The 17,575-nt window shown below is 31.5% G+C and carries 14 protein-coding genes and 1 pseudogene; 11 read left to right on the top strand and 4 right to left on the bottom strand.

Going from position 1 to position 17,575, the window contains the following annotated elements; all coding sequences use genetic code 11:
- Positions 1–4: 4 nt before the first annotated feature.
- The 10 genes and pseudogenes from rfbC (at position 5) to AC2TDS_RS11080 (ending at position 9,705) form a co-directional block, all read left to right on the top strand.
- Positions 5–538, top strand: coding sequence for a dTDP-4-dehydrorhamnose 3,5-epimerase (gene rfbC / locus AC2TDS_RS11125; RefSeq protein ID WP_484735661.1), 534 nt, complete (start codon positions 5–7; stop codon positions 536–538).
- Between the two features lie 2 nt (positions 539–540).
- A pseudogene (locus AC2TDS_RS11120) lies at positions 541–756 on the top strand (GDP-mannose 4,6-dehydratase); the annotation flags it as partial.
- A gap of 34 nt (positions 757–790) precedes the next feature.
- Positions 791–1,597 carry an NAD-dependent epimerase/dehydratase family protein gene (locus tag AC2TDS_RS11115; protein WP_484738937.1) on the top strand — a complete coding sequence of 269 codons (807 nt, stop codon included), beginning with the start codon at positions 791–793 and terminating at the stop codon, positions 1,595–1,597.
- 4 nt (positions 1,598–1,601) lie between these two features.
- Positions 1,602–2,915, top strand: coding sequence for an oligosaccharide flippase family protein (locus AC2TDS_RS11110; protein ID WP_484735660.1), 1,314 nt, complete (start codon positions 1,602–1,604; stop codon positions 2,913–2,915).
- Positions 2,908–4,158, top strand: a complete 1,251-nt coding sequence (locus AC2TDS_RS11105; protein WP_484735659.1) for an O-antigen ligase family protein — start codon at positions 2,908–2,910, stop codon at positions 4,156–4,158. Before AC2TDS_RS11110 ends, AC2TDS_RS11105 begins: the two co-directional genes overlap by 8 nt.
- Positions 4,133–5,248 (top strand): glycosyltransferase family 4 protein, encoded by a 1,116-nt coding sequence (locus AC2TDS_RS11100; RefSeq protein WP_484735658.1) that lies wholly within the window; start codon positions 4,133–4,135, stop codon positions 5,246–5,248. The genes AC2TDS_RS11105 and AC2TDS_RS11100 overlap by 26 nt, the downstream gene beginning before the upstream one ends.
- 73 nt (positions 5,249–5,321) lie before the next feature.
- Positions 5,322–6,464 carry an O-antigen ligase family protein gene (locus AC2TDS_RS11095; protein WP_484735657.1) on the top strand — a complete coding sequence of 381 codons (1,143 nt, stop codon included), beginning with the start codon at positions 5,322–5,324 and terminating at the stop codon, positions 6,462–6,464.
- On the top strand, positions 6,461–7,570 hold the full coding sequence (locus tag AC2TDS_RS11090) for a glycosyltransferase (protein ID WP_484735656.1): 1,110 nt from the start codon (positions 6,461–6,463) through the stop codon (positions 7,568–7,570). The genes AC2TDS_RS11095 and AC2TDS_RS11090 overlap by 4 nt, the downstream gene beginning before the upstream one ends.
- A complete protein-coding gene (locus tag AC2TDS_RS11085) occupies positions 7,567–8,922 on the top strand; it encodes an undecaprenyl-phosphate glucose phosphotransferase (protein WP_484735655.1) in 1,356 nt (451 codons plus the stop codon). The genes AC2TDS_RS11090 and AC2TDS_RS11085 overlap by 4 nt, the downstream gene beginning before the upstream one ends.
- A 3-nt stretch (positions 8,923–8,925) precedes the next feature.
- Positions 8,926–9,705: a glycosyltransferase gene (locus AC2TDS_RS11080; protein ID WP_484735654.1), complete on the top strand. Its 780-nt coding sequence runs from the start codon at positions 8,926–8,928 to the stop codon at positions 9,703–9,705.
- A gap of 33 nt (positions 9,706–9,738) precedes the next feature.
- On the opposite strand, the gene AC2TDS_RS11075 is transcribed toward AC2TDS_RS11080, so the two are convergent.
- The 3 genes from AC2TDS_RS11075 to AC2TDS_RS11065 are packed head-to-tail and all read right to left on the bottom strand — an operon-like array spanning position 9,739 to position 14,274.
- Positions 9,739–10,533: a hypothetical protein gene (locus AC2TDS_RS11075; protein ID WP_484735653.1), complete on the bottom strand. Its 795-nt coding sequence runs from the start codon at positions 10,531–10,533 to the stop codon at positions 9,739–9,741.
- A gap of 7 nt (positions 10,534–10,540) precedes the next feature.
- Positions 10,541–11,398 (bottom strand): hypothetical protein, encoded by an 858-nt coding sequence (locus tag AC2TDS_RS11070; protein ID WP_484735652.1) that lies wholly within the window; start codon positions 11,396–11,398, stop codon positions 10,541–10,543.
- A 17-nt stretch (positions 11,399–11,415) separates the two neighbouring features.
- Entirely contained in the window at positions 11,416–14,274 is a 2,859-nt protein-coding gene (locus AC2TDS_RS11065) for a TonB-dependent receptor (protein WP_484735651.1), read from the bottom strand.
- 260 nt (positions 14,275–14,534) lie between these two features.
- On the opposite strand from AC2TDS_RS11065, the gene purD reads away from it, so the two are divergent.
- Positions 14,535–15,809 (top strand): phosphoribosylamine--glycine ligase, encoded by a 1,275-nt coding sequence (gene purD, locus AC2TDS_RS11060; protein ID WP_484735650.1) that lies wholly within the window; start codon positions 14,535–14,537, stop codon positions 15,807–15,809.
- Positions 15,810–15,884: 75 nt separating this feature from the next.
- Here purD and AC2TDS_RS11055 read toward each other — a convergent pair whose 3' ends face one another.
- A complete protein-coding gene (locus AC2TDS_RS11055; RefSeq protein ID WP_484735649.1) occupies positions 15,885–17,429 on the bottom strand; it encodes an Rne/Rng family ribonuclease in 1,545 nt (514 codons plus the stop codon).
- Between the last annotated feature and the right edge of the window lie 146 nt (positions 17,430–17,575).

Below are 17,575 nucleotides of genomic sequence, written 5' to 3'. Positions count from 1 at the left end.
CTTTATGAATATTACCACAACTCCCATAGATGGGTGCTTTGTTATAGAACCCAAAGTGTTTGATGATTCGAGAGGTTATTTTTTTGAGACTTTTAACCAAGAGAAATTCAGAGAACTTACTCAGGTAGACGTGACGTTTGTTCAAGACAATGAAGCTTTTTCAAATAAAGGAATAATTAGAGGATTGCATTTTCAACAAGGAGAATTTTCGCAAGCGAAATTGGTGAGAGTAATAACAGGGAAAGTATTGGACGTTGTTGTAGATTTAAGAGAAAAATCGAAAACGTTTGGTCAGCACTTTTCAGTAGTCTTATCAGGAGAAAATAAGAAACAACTATTTATCCCTAGAGGGTTTGCACATGGATATTCAGTATTAGAAAACCATACAATCTTTGCTTATAAGTGCGATAATTATTACAATAAAGAATCTGAAGGTGGCATAGTGTACAATGACAGTACTTTAAATATTAATTGGCAATTATCAGATGGAGAAGTTGAATTATCTGAAAGAGACAAAGAATTACCAAACTTCTACTAGAGATGAAAAAAACAGCCTTAATAACAGGAATAACAAGGCAAGACGGAGCGTATTTGAGGGAGTTGTTATTGGAGAAAGGGCATGAAGTTCACGGAATAAAAATAAGGGTTTCAAGCTGTAATACGCAACGTATAGATCATCTTTATCAAGACCCACATGAAGATGATAGAAGGCTCTTTTTGCATTATGGAGATATGACGGACGCAACGAACTTTATTTCCGAAAGTTTATCTAACACTTCGAGCCACTATGATAAATAAAGCGGCTAGAATATATATTGCAGGGCATAAAGGATTGGTGGATAGTGCAATTGTAAAAAAACTCTTACAGAAAGGATATGTTAATATTATTACTAGATCAAGCTCAGAATTAGACTTAACAGACCAACGAGCTACAAGCAATTTTTTTAGAAAAGAAAAACAAGAATACGTTTTTTTAGCCGCGGCAAAAGTTGGCGGAATTTGGGCTAATAATGAATATAGAGACGAGTTTATTTATAATAACTTGATGATACAGAATAACGTAGTTCATCAAAGCTATAAACACCATGTAAAGAAACTGTTGTTTTTAGGAAGCACATGTATTTACCCTAAAAAAGCGACGCTACTAATCAAGGAAGATTCGTTATTAGAAGGCCCACTTGAATACACAAATGAACCCTATGCAATAGCGAAAATTGCAGGGATAAAAATAGGTGAAAGTTATAATTTACAGTATAAAACAAACGTTATACCAGTAATGCCTACAAGTTTAAATAGACCTAATGATAATTTTGATCTTGAAAAAACACATGTATTACCTTCGTTAATAAGAAAAATGCACCTAGCTAAATTGCTGTCAGAAGATAAAAAAGAAGAAATTTCTATTAAAGAATTAGCAGTAGGAATAAAAGATATAATAGGGTTTAATGGGAGTTTGGTGTTTAATATAGGAAAACCAGATGGAACTATAAGAAAGGTTACTGATGTTACGCTGCATAGGTTAGGGTGTAAGCATACTGTTGAGTTAAAAGATGGAATTAGGAGTATGCATGATTGGTGCGTAAAAGGAAAAGTTTAAGGTAATGAAGATTTTTGAAAAAAATATTTTAGAAATTATAAAAGGAGCTGGTTTAAACTTTCTTTTTTATGCGTTAAACTTGGTTATAGTTTATGTTTTAGCTTTGGTTATTGCTAAATACTTTGGCTCTGAGGTATATGGTAGGTATTCAATAATAAAATCACTACTTATTTTGCTTATTATTATTTCGACTTTAGGAACTAACACTTTAGCCACGAAATTTGCAGCGGATCAGGAACATTTTTATAACAAAAAACACAAATCAAATTTTGTGAAAAAATCGTATGTTTTAATCTTAATTACGTCAATAATAATTTCAGCAGCAATCTTTTTTTTCAAGAAAGAACTTAGTATTTCCTTTTTCAAGGATGAAAAACTTGAGAGTTATTTTAATGTTTTCCCAGTGCTTTTTATTGCAATAACGATTCATAATTACAACAGCAATTTATTTAAAGGGCAAAAAAGAATTTTAGCATTTTCTTTTTTAAGCTCTTTTTTTAATAATGTAGTTTTTTTATGTTCCATATTATTTGCTGTTTATTATTATAAATTTATAAACGAAGAATATTTAATTTATGGGTTTTTAGTAAGCATCTTGGCAGCTACTATTGTCTCCTTATTTAAAACATTTCCCATTAGGTACGAAAAGGAGGTTAAAAATATTTCTAACAGAAAAATTCTATCCCAGAGTCTACCAATGATGGCAAGCGCCTCTATGATGTATGTTGTTTTTTCGATAGATATTTTAGTGCTAGGATTTTTAGAAACAAGTGAAAACGTTGGTATATACAGAATAGTCACTCAAATCACTTCTGTAAACACCGTTTTTCTAATTGTATACGGAGCTGTTTTATCCCCCAAAGTATCTTCATTGTTTTCATCGAAGAAAGAAGTCGAATTGAAACAGGTTATAAATAAATCTGCTAAACTGATTTTTTACATAACCCTGCCATTTTTAATAGTAATTTTAGTTTTTAGCGAGAAAATTTTGTTATTTTTTGGAGAGCCTTATTTAAGAGGTCATTCAGCACTTGTGTTTTTGTGTTTTTGTCAGTTTTTTTACGCGATATCAGGTTTTGTTGACATCATACTTAATATGACAGGAAATGAAAGGTATTTGGGAAGAATAACGTTTTTAACGGCAATTTTAAATGTAATCTTGAACATATTGTTGATACCAAGCCTAGGGCTTTTTGGCGCAGCTTTATCAACAGGAATATCAATAGTTTTAACGAACGTAATAGCGCTGTTTGTTGTGTATAAAAAATTGAATATGTATGCTATTTACATTCCTTTTTTAATTCGTAAACATGAATAAGATAGTTAAAATAAAATATAAACCGATACTGTTTGTTTTATTCATTACTTTCTGTGTGCAGTTTACTGAGTTAAAAATTAATGTTGTAAAAGTAACAGAGATTTTATTATTATTAGCAACGCCGTTCATTTATTTTAGAAAGATTAATAAATGGGTTTTATGGATGTTCTTGTTCATATTAACATGGTTTATACTTACCCTTATATTCAATCCTTTTAGGAGTTTTTTTCTACTTGAGAGTGTTTCAGTTTTAAAAAAGCCTTATCTTATAAGTTTAGGAAGGTTTTTAGAACTAGTAGCATGCGTTAACTTAGTAACTATAACCTACAATTATTTTAAAAATAAGAGTATTGAGGAAATTCGAAGTATTTTAAAATCCATAGTAAAACTGAATTTTTGGCTAGTTATAATTCATGTAACTTTTTACATTCTATTTATTACAAACACCATAGGTAGAATTTATTTTGTTTATGATAGAATACCGAGATTAAGAGGGTGGTATGGAGAGGGAGGCCCTTACGGGTTGATGCTTAGTTTTATCTTCTGCTTATCGTTTTTATACAAAGACAAGTTTAATAATTTATACAGGTTGGTGTTTTTTTTAACAATTGCTTTTATTGCTAGATCTAAAGCAGGAATTATGTTTTTAATTATTTGGTATTTAACTATTTATTTTGAAAAAATATATAAAAAAATTAAAGAGCTTAGCCTTGTTTTTATAGTTCTAGGAGGACTAATAAGTTCAGTTATTTTTGTTAAAATAGCGAATGAATATATTTATTTAATACAAAATGTTGAAACGGAGATGAGAGCACGACCGCAAGACGTGAACCTTGTAATGGGAAGGATTGCGGGGTTATTTATTTTTCCGGAGATGATTATGGATAATCCAGTTTTTGGAATTGGTTTAGGAAATTATCCGATCATGAGGAACAACCCAGAGTATTTAGATTTTATCCCTAGGAGCCCTAAAGGAAAAACTGATGCACATGGTTTTGGAGGTTTAGTTCAAATACTGGTTGATGGAGGTTTTTTTATGCTTTTGTTTTTCGGCATGATCATTTACGCATTTTATAAAAAAATTCAAAAACATAATCCAAAGCTAATATATTTTTTGTTAGCCTTTTTATATCTTTTCGCTTTTGGAGTTCAGATATATTTTCTGTATCCGTGGATATTATTCGGGATTTTAATCGCATTATCAAAAACCTCAGAAAATGAAGAAGAATTCATTAGCAATTGACGCTAGAATGATAAATAGTTCAGGAATAGGCACGTATTTAAAGAACATATTACCACAAATAGTTGAAAAATATGAAGTTTTTTTATTAGGCAATTGTAAAGAACTGAAATACTTCTCATGGGCAAAAAAATGTAAATGTATAGAGTTTAATTGTTCGATTTATTCAATTAAAGAGCAATTATTATATCCTTTTAAAATCCCAAAAGTTGATCTTTTCTGGAGCCCTCATTTCAATACCCCTGTATTTCCTATTAAAGCAAAAAAAAAAGTTACCACGATACATGATGTTAATCATATCGTTAAAAAAAAATATTACAATTTTTTCAAATTCAAATTCGCGAAATTTTTATACAACTGTGCGGTTAGAAGTAGTGAAGAAATAATAACAGTTTCAAATTTTTCTAAGAAAGAGATTCAAACATATTTAAAAACAGGATCAAAATCAATTAATGTAATTCATTGTGGAATTGACCTGAATTTTAATGAAATAAAAAAAGAAGATATAAAGTTACCTAAAAAATATATTCTATTTGTTGGTAACGTTAAACCTCACAAAAACTTGATTACCCTAATAAAGGCATATAACGATTTACCTAAGGAGATAAAAGATCAATATAAGCTTTTGATTTTGGGGAAAAAAGAAGGTTTTTTAACCTCCGATAATAAACTTCAGTTATTCATTAAACAATACAATTTAGAGAAAAACGTTGTTTTTACTGGTTATTTGGAAGATGCATATGTACCCTTAATATATAAAAAATCAACAATCGTTGTTTTACCATCGTTATATGAAGGGTTCGGGCTGCCTGTTTTAGAGGCAATGGTTTCACGAGTGCCAGTTATTTGTTCAAACACTTCAAGTTTACCTGAAGTAGGCGGAGACGCTGCCTGTTACTTTAACCCAGTATCACATTTTGAATTAAAAAAGAAAATTACAAACCTATTGAATTCAACTAAAGTACAACAATATTATATTAAAAAAGGGGAAGAGAGAGTTCTGAATTTTTCTTGGAGTAAATCAGTTAGTGAACACCTTAATGTTTTCAATAGAATTATAAATATAAGTAATGAAGATAGCGTTAAAAAATAGACATCTCTTGATTTATGCATTAGCTTTATTTCCTCTTTTACCAAAGGGTGTTGAAAGCGTTCTAATGATATTTATGGGCATAATACTAGTAACTGAGTTTATAAATAGTTTTAATGTATTACAATTTTCGAAATCTAGTTTTAAAGATATTATTTCTTTTTCAATATTGCCTGTTTTGTATGTTTTAAGTTCAGTGTACAGCGAAAATAGTCACCAAGCACTGCAATTTATCGTGAGGGTAATTCCCTTAGTATTATTTCCGTTGTATTTTTCTTTTTTTTCAAAAAGGGAAAGTAAATTTAAAATTGGGATTTTCTTTAGTATTTATATTATTTCGTTACTGGTTAAAACTGTATATACCCAAATTTATTTGAGTGCAAAATTCGGTTTTGGTTTAACGAACTGGGAATACAGAAGAGAATTTGAGAACCTTGTAGGAGTGCATGGAACGTATTATTCTCTATGGATTTCCGTTGCTCTTTTGATTTTGTTGTTTACTTTATTAAACAAAATAAAACAGCAACAAATTAAATGGCTCATACCAATATCAGTTACTATTGTTTATTTTATTTATTCGCAAATGATTTTGGGTGCAAGGATGCCATTAGCTGCATGTTTTATTTTGATGTTAGCATATCTATTTTACACTAAAAATTACCGAAAATCCCTAATCGGAATGTTAATGTTAGTTGCTTTTATTTCAGTTACTTTAGTGTTTAATCCTAGTTATTATAAAAGAATTAAAGATTTAACAAACTATGATTTTGAATTACCAGAGGGTGATTATCATATTAAACAAGGAAAAATCACTAACGGTCAAATTAGAAATGGAATCTATTTTTGTGCTGTTAACGTAATAAGAGATGAATGGTTATTTGGCATAGGTGTTGGAGATGTTCAAGATAAACTACAAGAATGCTATGAAAACCAAATAAATAGTAACGTTTATCAAGTATTTAATTTTAATACTCATAACCAGTATCTTCAGGTTTTTATGAGTAATGGTATTTTTGGTTTATTAGTATTTTGCTACTGTTTGATCTTAAATATGTTTATTAGAAAAGAAAGTATTCCATACGTACTTTTCTCTGGGTTAATGCTTTTATGTATGTTAACCGAGAATATTTTGAATAGACATGATGGGGTAATTGTTTATGGTTTGTTTAATTCAATAATTTTTTATCACAAGTTTAAAAAAGAGAGTATTATAATATGAAAAAAGCATTAGTACATGATTGGTTTTATACCTACGGAGGAGGGGAAAAGGTAGTTAAATCTATAACCAATGTTTGGAGTGACTTTGATTTTTTTTCAATTGTAGATTTTCTAGATGACAAAGACAGAAAAGATATTTTAAAAGGAAAAAAAAGTAATCCTAGTTTTATTCAAAGGTTACCTTCAGCAAGAAAAAATCACAGAAAATTTTTGCAACTTTTTCCGTTGGCCGTAGAAAGTTTCGATTTAAGCGAGTACGGTTTGGTCATTTCTTCCTCTTCTTCTGTTGCAAAAGGGGCGCTAACACATCAAAACCAATTACATATTTGTTATTGTCATTCACCGATGCGATACGCTTGGAATTTACATTTTGAGTATTTAAAAAGTAAAGGTTTACATAAAGGAATTAAAGGGTTTTATGCAAAATATGTTTTGCATAAAATTCGTCAATGGGATATAATTACCAGCAATAGAGTTGATTTTTTCATCGCAAATTCTCAATATATAGCGAATAGAATAAAAAAAATATATAATAGAGAAGCAACGGTTATTTATCCACCAGTTGATACAGATGCCTTTGAATTACATGAACAAAAAGAATCCTACTACGTGGCTGCCTCTAGGTTGGTTTCCTATAAGAAAATTGATGTTATTGTAACAGCGTTTAACAAATTACCAGACAAAAAGTTAATAGTAATTGGAGATGGACCAGAGAAAAAAGTATTACAAAAACTAGCTAAACATAATATAGAATTTGTAGGAAGAGCATCTCAACATATGATGATAAAACTACTTCAAAGAGCAAAAGCATTAGTTTTTGCAGCTGATGAAGACTTCGGTATCTTACCTGTAGAAGCCCAAAGTTGCGGAACTCCTGTAATAGCATTCAAGAAAGGAGGACTCTTAGAAACGGTGGTAGAGAACGAAACAGGGGTGTTTTTTGAAAAACGAGATCCAGATTATATTATAGAAGCCATAAAGAATTTCGAAAAAATTTATTTTTGCCCAAAAACAATAAGGCAAAATGCACTAAAGTTCAGTAAAGAACGTTTTGAAAAAGAACTAAAATTATATATAGAAAAAAAGGTAAAACAATTTTATAGTTGAAAAAAAGATACTCAAAATATATAAACACGCTATTCCTACTATCCGACTTAATAATACTAGTCGGGGTAGTTTTTTTTATTAAAGACAAGGAATATCTAAATACTAAGTTTTTAGTTTATATGATATTGTTTTGGATAATATCCTCATTTTTCACAGGGTTTTATAAAGTATATAGGTATACATCTTTCTTTAAAATAATTAGTTTATTAGCAGCTCAGTTTTTATTATTTACGTTGGGGTATTTTTCGTATTTCTCTGTTTTTAGGGAAGGAGTTTTAATAGGTAACCAAAAAATAGTGCTGTTTGTTATTTTCTTTTGGGTTGGTCTCATCAAATTTTTAGGACTGTTTTTATTGAAAAAGTATAGAACCTCTGGTAAAAACTATCGGAAAATTATCGTACTTGGGAGTGATAATTCAACTAAAAAACTCATTAATTTATTTAAAAAGAACAAAGAATTAGGATACCAATATTATGGTTTCTTTTCTGACATAGAAAAAAGGAATAAAGAATATAAAGGGAAGATCAAAGAGAGCTTATCGTTTATCATAAAAAATGACATAGATGAAGTTTACTGTTCGTTAACGGAACTCTCAGAAAGCGAAATAAGAAAAATTACGAAGTTTGCGAATAATAATAATAGCTTGGTTAAGCTTATACCTAATGCTAACGAATTATACAATAAAAATGTAACTTCTGAATATTATGGTGATACCACTCTGGTGTTGAAAGTAAAGCAGATGCCTTTTGAACAGATCGGAAACAGAGTTGTAAAACGAATATTTGACATTATATTTTCGTTACTCATTTGTGTTTTTGTATTATCATGGTTATATCTAGTGTTGTTTTTGTTAATAAAACTTGAGTCTAAAGGCCCTGCTATTTTTAAACAGAAACGAGAAGGGTTTAGGGGAGGTGAATTTATATGTTACAAGTTTAGATCAATGCGAATAAATGATCAGGCAAATGAAATACACACCAGTAAAAACGACAACCGAGTCACTAGAATCGGTGCTTTTTTAAGGAAAACAAGTTTAGATGAATTTCCACAGTTTTTTAATGTATTAATTGGAACTATGAGTGTTGTAGGGCCAAGACCGCATATTGAAAAACTAGCCATAGAATATCAAAAAGATGTGGATAATTATATAGAAAGGCACAATGTAAAGCCAGGAATAACTGGGTTGGCACAAATAAGTGGCTATAGAGGAGAAATAACCAAAAGATCAGAGATTAAAAATAGGGTTAGATTCGATATTTTTTACATTGAAAACTGGTCGTTAGCATTAGATTTGAAAATAATAGCACAAACAATCTTTAGCATTTTTAAAGGTGATGAAAAAGCATACTAGAAAATGAGTAAAGTCAGAATATCGTGTAGTATTGTTATTTTTAATGAAGACAAAAATGTTTTGCATAAAACAGTTGATAGTTTTCTTAAAATACCATTTTCTAAAAAACTATATATAATTGATAATTCTAATGAACGTAAATTTAACTTTAACAATGAATCAATCCAGTACATAAAAAATCGAGAAAACATTGGTTTTGGGAGAGCTCATAACAAAGTTATTGATCAAATAAAACATACTTCAGACTATCATTTAGTACTAAACCCTGATGTTGAATTTAATAAAGAGATTTTTGAGAAACTGTTTTCGAGATTAGATATAGATAAAAATTTGGCGATGATTTCTCCAAGAGTAATTTATCCTGATGGGAAATTACAGTATACCTGCAGAATGAATCCGACTGTGCTAGAAATGATATCTAGAAGGCTTGGACTCTTTAAACAAGTGGTAGAGCATAAGGAATATAGAAACCTAGATTTAAGCGAAGAATTTTACCCTGATTTTATCCATGGGTGTTTTATGTTATTCAAAACCTATGATTTTATTCAGTTAAAAGGTTTTGATGAACGATATTTTTTATACATGGAAGATGCTGATATCTGTAGAAAAATTAATACTTCAGGAAAGAAAATTCTCTATTACCCGTATGTTAACGTAGTGCATTTATATAGAAAAGGTTCGGCGAAAAAACTAAAATTACTGTTTTATCATGTAATAGCAGCCATAAAATATTTTAAAAAATGGCGAGGGAATAAAATAAACGAAAGCCATTCAATTTCTTGAATGGCTTTTCGTCGCTGAAAACAAAGTTTAGTATTAAAATAATACTTGCTCTAAATTAATAGTAACATCTCCGGTAGTAGGATCTGTTGATTTAGTTATTTTTATAAAATCTTCAAACGTATTATATCCAAAAAAGCCAGCAGGCTGAGCATCTGCCAAATTTCCAGTAAAGTTGCTAACTTCTGTTCCGTGTATAACTTCAACATAGCATTCTATTGGGTTGCTGTTTACAGTATATGGTAGTATAGTAAAAAAGTACTCCCCATTATTTGCATTATCAGGTAATATGGCGACTTCTCTACTAGTAATTCCATTAGATACATTGACAGCAGACAGAAAACTGGTGAATGTTCCACAATCTAAATCACTATCATCACTCCAAGTAAAGTTGAATACTACAGTATTTTGTCCTTTTACAATTCGAATGCTATTGTATTCATCAGAAATCATTGGTGAAGCATTGTCAACTTCAGCATTCATAACTTTTAAATCAATAAGAGTCAATTTTCTTACAAATACAGCAGGATCTGACATATCAACAGGTATTTCAATTTCAGAAGTCCCGCGCGCGATGTCCAGTTCCATTTGCGTGTCATCAAGCGTGTAATGCAATCTGCTAAAGCTAGTAACAGGATTTGAAAATTTTATGACTGCCGGATACGATAGATCGGAAGCGTCTACACGAACTATTGCACTCTCATCTGTCTGGGCAATAATATTAGTCTTATTAGTTGAATTTATAGGTAGATCATCATCTATAGAACATGCTCCATTTAAAAACAACACAAATAAGAGCATTAAACTTTTTATATATAAATACTTTTTCATTTTTTTCTTATAAATTAGTGAGTATGTAGGTAACTGTATTTCCATCGGTAGTTTTTTCCATGGTCATGGCTGAACTGCTTTCAGTTACTGTGCCCGAATAATTTAAAACTTGACCGTCTGGAAAATAATAATCAATGGTATAATCAACATCGGCTGTAAAGCCATATTGGTTTATATAGATGTAATATTTAATGTCGTTAGTGGTTTCAGCCAGGGTAACCGATTCAGTAGTTGTATAACCCTCGCTTGCATCTATAACGTTAGCATAAACAGCTTCAGGACCTTTTAAAATATAAAAATCCATGTCTTTTGAACTATCAGCCCATTTTAAATCCATGTAAACATTACCAAGAGTGGTAGTTATAACCTGTGGTAAAACGTCGAATACGTTAATAGTTCTAGATCGCTGACGGACATCGATAGCATTTATAATAAAATACTCAGTAGAAGTTTCACTTGTATAAGCATTTTTAATTTTAACGGTATACTGTTCTGCACCATCATTTTTCTGATCATTAACAAATGAAAAGGTACTACTTACTGAAGTATCTCCTGCAGGTATAGTTAACATACGATCAAAGTTTACTTCAGATTCACCAGCATCATTTTCTATTGAATCGTCAGAAGAAGTAATTTCTAATTCAATTGATACATCATAAGGTAAAGATTTACTAATAGAAACATCTACAGACGATTGACCTCCGTCTTCCAATACTTCTGCATTTTCATTAGGGTCACTAAAACCTATTTCTATTTCTTGAGTATTAGTGTTAGTTCCTATAACAGGATCAGTAGTTTCACTATTACAAGCTACAAAGCCTATTGAAAGTAAAACGATATATATGGTTGATTTTATTTTTTTCATTTTCGTAAAAGTTATTATTATTTCAGAATAAAGTTTAAACGAGCGAACATAAATCTACCTCCAATTCCAAATTGTTGTGATCTTCTTGACCACTCAAATCTTCCAGAACTAAAGTTACTATTAGAGCTATCGGTTCTATCCGGATAAACATCAAGTATATTATTAGCACCTACAGTAAAGGTTAATTCTTCTGTAGCTTTAAATCCAACTGATAAATCAGTAACAAGTTTACCGGCATAAACTTGTTGGCTATCAATGTTATTGCTTGCTTCAGTTACTTCGCCGAAGTATACATTTCTTAGGAATACATTAAACCTCTTAGTTGATAAGGTATTAGATAAGTTTATTTTGGTTCTAGGCACAGCTTCTTCTAAATAAATTCTTGAAGCCTCACTAAAATAACTATCCTCTTGTCCAGAATCCACTAGTATTTGTGAAGAATGAATATCATCTACACGATTGGTTTTAGAAAAAGTAGCTGATAAATCTGATTTTAAACGCATTTCATCATTTAATTCAGTGTTATGAGTAATTACAATGTCGAGACCCTTTGATTCCGTATCAATGGCATTAGCAAAAAAGGCTGCTGCATTGGCATTGGTAGTAAAACCATCGGGAATATCAAAACGATCTGTTAAAATAACTCTGTCTTCAATGGCTACAAAATAAGCATCTGCAGTAATTTTCAGGTTAGCACTCGGAATTTTTGCGGCAAAACCTACACTAACACTAGCAGACTCTTCTTGTTTTAATTTAGGAATACCTAGTTGTTTAGCTAGATCACTATCATTTGAAAAAGTACCAACCTCAAAAGGATCACCATTAATGAATTGAGTTGCGACAGCATTATAATATCTTTGGTGTAACGAAGGAGCTCTAAAACCAGTACTTGCACCTGCTCTTAAGTTCAAGTTGTCATTAACTTTAAAACGAGAAGCCAACTTATAGTTAATTGTAGAACCGAAGTCACTATAGTTTTCGAATCTTACAGCACCATTAACAAGTAATTTATCGCTTAGATCTGCTTCTAAGTCTACATAAGCAGCAAAACTGCTTCTGTCTCTACTCAATGCGTTTTTAGACGAGAACCCAGGAAATACTTGTGACCCTCCTGGTCTGGCATTTCCAAAGAAGTCGGTTGCAGCTCCTACAGTTGGAGTAACAGGTGATCCATTGGCATCATATTGAGTATAAGACTCTTCTTCTCCAGCAATAATTTCATAAAACTCAGCTCTATATTCTGCTCCTATAGCAACATTTAAACCATTGAAGATATCTTCATAATTGTTTACAAAATCTAAATTAGTAGTGTTTTGTGTAAAGCTAAATCCTCCTGCGTCAAAGCGAGTTGGAGAAGCACTTAATAAAGAAGCATTCGAGGTGTTTCCAATTTCAAAATTAAAACTATTTGTACCCCAAGTATTACTAAAATCAACATCCCAATCACCAGCTTTACTTCTGATACCAACAGCAATTGATTTGTCAATGATTTTAGAATTGATTTCAGGTAGAAAACCGTTTATATAAATCGGTGTATACGTTCTTGATTGATAAGGTAAACGATAAAAACCTGCTGAATTTCCTTTTCTAGAACCAAAACCAGCAAAAGAATATAGTTCTGTGCCATTTTCGTCCAAAGGTAAACTCATATTAGCAAAAAAACGACCACCTCGTAAACCTGATTGGCCTACACGCATATTGAAGTCGCTTCTTTCCAATCCTCTTACGGTTAATTCTGCTTCCGTAGTATCGAAATTTAATATAGATTGCAAATCTTCAATACTGCTTGCGTCATTAATCGTGTTTTTCGTAGCTAAATCGAAATGAGTAACCCCTTGAGAGGCGAAACGAATATCATCTAAGCTTAGGTCAGCCAAGTCTAACCCAGAATTATTAGCAACCCATTCAACAGAGTTGTAAGCGTTAAAAATTTGGCCTTTAAATTCACTCATTCTGCTATAAGGATCTCTATAGTCAAAATCTCCAGTAAAATTGATGTAACCACCGTTTTCACCTAAAGCGATTCCGTAGTTTGCAGATACATTAACAGTTTCTCCATCAATGCCGCCTTGTTGCTCTTGCGAGTTCTTAGATATATGAGCTCCTGAAATAACAGATAAGTTTAGTTCATTAACCTTCGTATTAAGTACGATGTTAATAACCCCTGCAATCGCATCAGATCCATACTGAGCAGCAGCGCCATCTCTTAGCACTTGAATGTCTTTAATTGCTGCGGCTGGAATAGCGTTTAAGTCAGTACCAACACTACCTCTACCAAAAGTACCATTAACATTTACTAATGATGAAGTATGCCTTCTTTTGCCATTGATTAAAACCAAAACCTGATCAGGCCCTAAACCTCTTAGAGAAGCCGGGTCTATGTGGTCTGTTCCGTCTGATATTGTTTGGGTATTAGAAGAGAACGATGGAGCAACATAGTTTAATATCTGATTTAAATTTATTTGCGGTGAATTTTTAGTAAGTTCTGCTATGTTAATAATGTCAACAGGAACAGGAGTATCAACTGCCGTTCTTGCTTTGTTACGTGATCCAACGATAACAGCTTCGTCTAAATTTTCACTTGATTCAATAATTTCAATGATTACATAACTAGTTGAGTTGACTAATTTTTCAATTGTTGTATAACCTATTGAAGAAATTACGAGTGTAGATGGGAGTTCTTCTAATTTGAGTGAAAACTCCCCTTTGTCATCGGTTGTTGTACCGTTAATAGTGCCTTTTTCTACCACATTAATGAAGGGTAGTTCATTTCCGTTTAAATCCGTTACTTTTCCCTTAACAACCTGTGCTACAGTTGTAATAGAGAAAAGAAGAAATGATAATAATAAAATGTTTGAGAATAAAGATTTCTTCATGAAGAATAATTAAGTTGATTTTAAGAAGCAAAAATTATATTTTATTTGGTAAAAAAAAAGAAATAATGCATTTTTTTTGCAAACAGACTGGTTTGGTTGGTGTTTTGTTTGTTTTTTAACTTTTTTGGCTGTTTTATCATTATTCTTTAACTTTTACTTGTAATAATTGTGTTTTTCGAATTAATTACATGAAATGTGTTTGGATTAGAGATAGTTTAAATGAGTTCGATATATTTGCATTGACAAAACAACACACAGTAATGAATATTTTAATACTAGGTTCTGGAGGTAGAGAACATGCCTTTGCCAAAAAAATCTCTGAAAGCGATAAAGTAAATAATTTATTTGTAGCTCCTGGAAACGCTGGAACATCAGCAGTAGCGACTAACTTACCAGTCAACCCAACCGATTTTTCTGCCGTAAAGGAAGCGGTGTTACAGCATAAAATAAATATGGTAGTTGTGGGGCCAGAAGCACCTTTGGTAGCAGGAGTTCATGACTTTTTTTTAGCTGATGTAGCATTGCAACATGTTTCTGTAATAGGTCCTAAAAAGGACGGTGCGTTATTAGAAGGAAGTAAAGATTTTTCTAAGCAATTTATGGAAAAGCACCATATACCAACAGCAAAATATCAATCATTCGAGAAAGAAACACTCGCTGAAGGGAAAGCTTTTTTAGAAACCTTAAATCCACCATTTGTGTTGAAAGCAGACGGGTTAGCTGCGGGTAAAGGAGTGTTGATCATTAATGATTTGGACGAAGCAAAAACGGAGCTAGAAGAAATGCTGATGAATGAAAAGTTTGGCGAAGCATCTTCAACGGTGGTTATAGAAGAATTTTTAGATGGAATAGAACTTTCTGTTTTTGTATTAACAGATGGAAAAAACTACAAGGTATTACCTTCTGCAAAAGACTATAAACGTATTGGGGAAGGAGATACGGGCCTGAATACTGGAGGAATGGGTGCTATTTCGCCAGTTCCTTTTGCAGATGACACCTTCTTAAAGAAAGTAGAAGAACGTGTTATTAAACCTACTGTAAATGGCTTGCAAAAAGACGGGATAGATTACAGGGGGTTTATTTTTATTGGTTTAATGAATGTTGATGGTAACCCACAAGTAATTGAATATAATGTTCGTATGGGAGATCCTGAAACAGAAGTAGTTTTACCTAGAATTAAATCAGATTTGGTAGATTTATTTGAAGGTGTGGCAAATCAAACTTTAGAAAGTAAATCATATGAAATTACCGCTCAAACAGCTACTACTGTTATGTTGGTGTCAGGAGGATATCCAGAAGCATATGAAAAAGGAATGAAGATAACGGGGTATGGTGATATTGAAGATTCTATTGTCTATCATGCAGGAACTATGAGCAAAGACAATAAAGTGGTTACAAATGGAGGAAGAGTTATGGCAATAACGTCTTTTGGAAACACTATTGAAGAGGCATTAGAGAAATCCTATAAAAGCATTGATAAAATATCGTTTGAAAAAATGAACTATAGAAAAGATATAGGTTATGACCTAGTTTAACTGGTATTTTTTTAATACAAAAAACCCCCTTTCAATACATTGAAAGGGGGTTTTATTTCATAATAAGATTAAACCTTACTTACTGCTTTTAGCTTTTTTGTAAAAAAACTTATACTGCAAGTATTGGTAAGCATCTCTAGGTAATATTTTAATCCACTTTTTATGCTTTAAAAACCAGTTAAATCGAATAGAATTCATTCCATTAGTTAAGTATCCAGCGAGAAAAGGATGAACATTTAATGTGATGTTCTTGTACTTTTTTTCGTTGCTAACCAATCGTTCTAGTTCTGCTTCAATTTTATCTAATAAAATTACTGGAGCTTCTACTTCTCCATTTTTATTAGGGTTTGGTTCTCTTGTTTTTATATGTAATTCAGGTCTTACACGTTGTCTTGTAATCTGCACCAAGCCAAATTTACTTGGAGGTAAAATTTTGTGCTTTGTACGGTCAAAAGACATTGCTTCTTTTAAATGTAGATATAATTTGTGTCTATTCTCAGCACTTTTCATATCAATAAAGTCAATAACAATAATACCACCCATATCTCTTAGTTGCAATTGTCTTGCAATTTCTGTGGCGGCAATTAAATTAACTTCTAAAGCTGTTTCTTCTTGACTTAAAGCCTTGTTTGAGCGATTTCCGCTATTTACATCTATAACGTGCAACGCTTCAGTGTGCTCTATTACTAAATAAGCACCTTTGCTCATTGAAACGGTTTTGCCAAACGATGTTTTTATTTGCCTTTCAATACCATATTTTTCAAAAATTGGCATTTGTGTCCTGTGAAGTTTCACTATTTTTTCTTTTTCAGGATAAATTTCTTGTAAATATTCTTTAATTTCAACTTTTAGGGCTTCATCGTTGGTTATGATGCTTGTAAAAGAATCATTCATAACATCTCTTAAAATTGAAGATGCTCTGTTTAACTCGCTTAATATCTTTGTTGGAGTATCTGTATTGGCAATTCGCTTACACATTGTTTTCCAACGCTCAAGAGAGTTTTGTAAATCTTTGTCTAGTTCTGCTACTTTTTTACCTTCAGCAACAGTACGTAAAATAAGCCCAAACCCTTTGGGTTTGATACTTTTTGCTAATCTTTTTAAACGTTCCTTTTCCTTGTTATCAGCTATTTTTTGTGATACTGAAACTCTGTTAGAAAAAGGGACTAATACTAAAAATCTACCAGCAATAGAGAGCTCAGAACTAATCCGAGGTCCTTTGGTAGAAATGGGTTCTTTTACAATTTGTACTAATAAATTTTGACCTGACTTTAGTACATCATTAATTTTTCCGTTTTTGTCGATGTCTTCTTCAAAACGGAAATTTTTTAAAGTGAATTCTTTGTATTTACCTGTGCTTACCTTTTTAATGAACTTATTTAAAGATTGTACTTGAGGACCTAAATCATGGTAATGTAAAAAACCATCCTTAGGATAACCAACATTCACAAAAGCGGCGTTTAAGCCAGTCATAACTTTTCCTATTTTAGCTAGAAAAATGTCTCCAACTGAAAACTTGTTGTCGCTTGTTTCTTTGTTTAATTCAATAAGTTTACCATCTCTTAGTAAGGCAAAATCAATATCAGAAGAATTTGAACGAATAATTAATTCTGTTTTCATCTGAATGTAGTTTTTATGCCTACGTAAATTTTACGAAGACGGATTAAAATTTGTAAACAGGTATTTAAAATACCGTGTTAAGGTGTTTAAACCTTAATGTCAATGAACGTTTAAGCGCAAAAGCGCATAAGAAAAAGTAAGCAATT

It is taken from the genome of Tenacibaculum profundicola (assembly GCF_057220795.1).
Note: the sequence above shows the minus strand (reverse complement) of the source record. Positions and strands in the feature narration are given on the sequence as shown.

What these genes read in the sequence shown, in the direction of transcription:
- AC2TDS_RS11065 (WP_484735651.1), bottom strand. Translation starts at nt 14,274, where the DNA reads ATGAAGAAATCTTTATTCTCAAACATTTTATTATTATCATTTCTTCTT.
- AC2TDS_RS11110 (WP_484735660.1), top strand. Translation starts at nt 1,602, where the DNA reads ATGAAGATTTTTGAAAAAAATATTTTAGAAATTATAAAAGGAGCTGGT.
- AC2TDS_RS11100 (WP_484735658.1), top strand. Translation starts at nt 4,133, where the DNA reads ATGAAGAAGAATTCATTAGCAATTGACGCTAGAATGATAAATAGTTCA.
- AC2TDS_RS11075 (WP_484735653.1), bottom strand. Translation starts at nt 10,533, where the DNA reads ATGAAAAAGTATTTATATATAAAAAGTTTAATGCTCTTATTTGTGTTG.
- AC2TDS_RS11090 (WP_484735656.1), top strand. Translation starts at nt 6,461, where the DNA reads ATGAAAAAAGCATTAGTACATGATTGGTTTTATACCTACGGAGGAGGG.
- purD (WP_484735650.1), top strand. Translation starts at nt 14,535, where the DNA reads ATGAATATTTTAATACTAGGTTCTGGAGGTAGAGAACATGCCTTTGCC.
- AC2TDS_RS11080 (WP_484735654.1), top strand. Translation starts at nt 8,926, where the DNA reads ATGAGTAAAGTCAGAATATCGTGTAGTATTGTTATTTTTAATGAAGAC.
- rfbC (WP_484735661.1), top strand. Translation starts at nt 5, where the DNA reads ATGAATATTACCACAACTCCCATAGATGGGTGCTTTGTTATAGAACCC.
- AC2TDS_RS11105 (WP_484735659.1), top strand. Translation starts at nt 2,908, where the DNA reads ATGAATAAGATAGTTAAAATAAAATATAAACCGATACTGTTTGTTTTA.
- AC2TDS_RS11055 (WP_484735649.1), bottom strand. Translation starts at nt 17,429, where the DNA reads ATGAAAACAGAATTAATTATTCGTTCAAATTCTTCTGATATTGATTTT.
- AC2TDS_RS11095 (WP_484735657.1), top strand. Translation starts at nt 5,322, where the DNA reads ATGGGCATAATACTAGTAACTGAGTTTATAAATAGTTTTAATGTATTA.
- AC2TDS_RS11070 (WP_484735652.1), bottom strand. Translation starts at nt 11,398, where the DNA reads ATGAAAAAAATAAAATCAACCATATATATCGTTTTACTTTCAATAGGC.